This window comes from Inquilinus sp. (genome assembly GCF_057815775.1).
This window is the reverse complement of record NZ_JBYRFX010000322.1, coordinates 1-1956: the sequence shown is the minus strand read 5'-3', so window position 1 is coordinate 1956 and position 1956 is coordinate 1. Positions and strand designations below refer to the sequence as shown.

Here is a 1956-nt window from a genome sequence, read left to right as displayed (position 1 = left end):
CTGCGCCACTCTGTGCGTCGGCGGCGAGATGCGGAACCGCCTGTTCATGGCCGCCAGCCAGTCCGTCTACGCCCTGTACGTCAACACCCAAGGTGCGGAGGTCGCCTGACAATGCTACTGGCGCGGCCGTCTGACGGCGGTTTCTGCACTTCCGGTGCTCACGGACCCAAACGTCCGCTGCGCGCCGGTTCTCGAAACCACCACCAGCCGACTCACGCCAGCGCATTCTCAAACGACCTCTCGGCGGCGGCTGACCACACCCCCCATCACCGTCATCGCGAGGACCCCGGACTTGATCCGGGGGACGTGGCGATCCAGCGGCTCGATCTCTGGATCGCCACGCCCTTCGGGCTCGCAATGACGGTTCTTCAATCTGCGAGGACAATCGAATGACCGGACTGAAACCCGAGACCCGGGACAAGCTGAAGACCGTCAGCACCGCCACCCTGACCACCGCTTTGTTCAAGCGTGGCCTGCGCAACCAGTACATCCAGGATGTCCGCCCGCTGAATCCGACCGGGGCGCCGATGGTCGGCGAGGCCTTCACCCTGCGCTACATCCCGGCGCGCGAAGACCTGAACCCGCTCAGCGTGTTCCAGGACCGCGCCCACCCGCAGCGCAAGGCGGTCGAGGACTGCCCGCCCGGCGCCGTCTTCGTCATCGACAGCCGCAAGGACGCGCGCGCCGCCTCGGCCGGGTCGATCCTGGTGGCGCGGCTGATGAAGCGCGGCGTCGCCGGCGTGGTGACCGATGGCGGCTTCCGCGATTCCCCTGAGATCGCGAAGCTGGATATTCCCGCCTATCACAACCGCCCGGCCGCCCCGACCAACCTGACCCGGCACCAGGCGCTTGATATCAACGTGCCGATCGGCTGCGGCGACGCGCCGGTGTTCCCCGGCGACATCGTGGTCGGCGACGCCGAGGGCGTGGTCATCATCCCGGCCGACATCGCCGACGAGATCGCCGACGAGGCGGTCGAGATGACCGCCTTCGAGGATTTCGTCACCGAAGAGGTGATGAAGGGCCGCTCGATCCTCGGCCTCTACCCCGCCACCGAAGACCAGACGAAGATCGACTTCGCCGCCTGGCGCAAAGCGAAGGGCCGCTGAGGCTTTAAGGTTTTCGCGTTGCCTCTCCCGCTTGCGGGAGAGGTCGGAGACGCGAAGCGGCTCCGGGTGAGGGTCCTTTGTCGAGGCCAGGGCCAACCCTCACCCGGTCTTGCTGCGCAAGCCCGACCTCTCCCGCCAGGCGGGAGAGGCAACGCGTTGTTTTGCTTCTTCGGAACGCGGTCGACAGCCGCCGTCAGCCGAACCCGGAGGCGCGCAGGTGCACGGCGGCCCGCAGCCGCTGCCAGGCCTGGGCCTCGCGGCGCCGGATCTCGGCGGCGATCAGATCCTCATCGGATGGCCCGTCCGGCGGGCCGGTCGCGGCCAACGGTCCGGCGTCTGCCGAGGCCGGCAGATCCGGCAGGGGCGGCGGCGGTGGCGGGAAGATCTCGTTGGTGTCGGTGTCGAGCATGTAGTGCTCGGTCACCGGACGGCCGAGTTCGGCCGACGGCACCCGGCGGAAACGCCCGCGCCGAAAGCGGATGCCCGCCACGCTGAGGGGGTCTGCCTCTCCGGCCGGGTCTTCACTTTCCAGCGCCGCCTCGGCGGCAAAGGCCGGCTTTTCGGGCTTGATGCCGAGATTGCGGCACATCTGCCGGATCAGCATGTCGATCGGCGGGATGGTGTCGGCCCGGTCGACGTCGATCCGGTCGCATGTGTCCAGCCGGTCCCACATCTCACCGGTCAGCCTTTCCCGATCCTCGGGAGAATCTGATGTGGCGGCGTCGATGGCCTGGATCACGCCTTGGGCGACGGCACGGTGGCGCTCGGCCCGCTCCGCCTGCGCGTCATCCCGCCTGTCCTCGGTCGCGTGCCGGGCCTCCTGCCGCTGCTTGAGCAGCCGGGCCTT

General features: G+C 68.7%; 2 protein-coding genes. One reads left to right on the top strand and one right to left on the bottom strand.

Annotated features, from left to right (window positions below; all coding sequences use genetic code 11):
• Positions 1 to 389 precede the first annotated feature (389 nt).
• A complete protein-coding gene (locus tag AC3XYG_RS11380) occupies positions 390 to 1109 on the top strand; it encodes a ribonuclease activity regulator RraA (protein WP_489139944.1) in 720 nt (239 codons plus the stop codon).
• A 193-nt stretch (positions 1110 to 1302) separates the two neighbouring features.
• On the opposite strand, the gene AC3XYG_RS11375 is transcribed toward AC3XYG_RS11380, so the two are convergent.
• Positions 1303 to 1956, bottom strand: a 654-nt coding sequence (locus AC3XYG_RS11375) for a hypothetical protein (RefSeq protein WP_489139943.1), incomplete at its 5' end; no start/stop codon positions are given.

Bases quoted from the DNA above. Each gene is read 5' to 3' on its own strand.
- AC3XYG_RS11380 (WP_489139944.1), top strand. From the start codon at position 390: ATGACCGGACTGAAACCCGAGACCCGGGACAAGCTGAAGACCGTCAGC.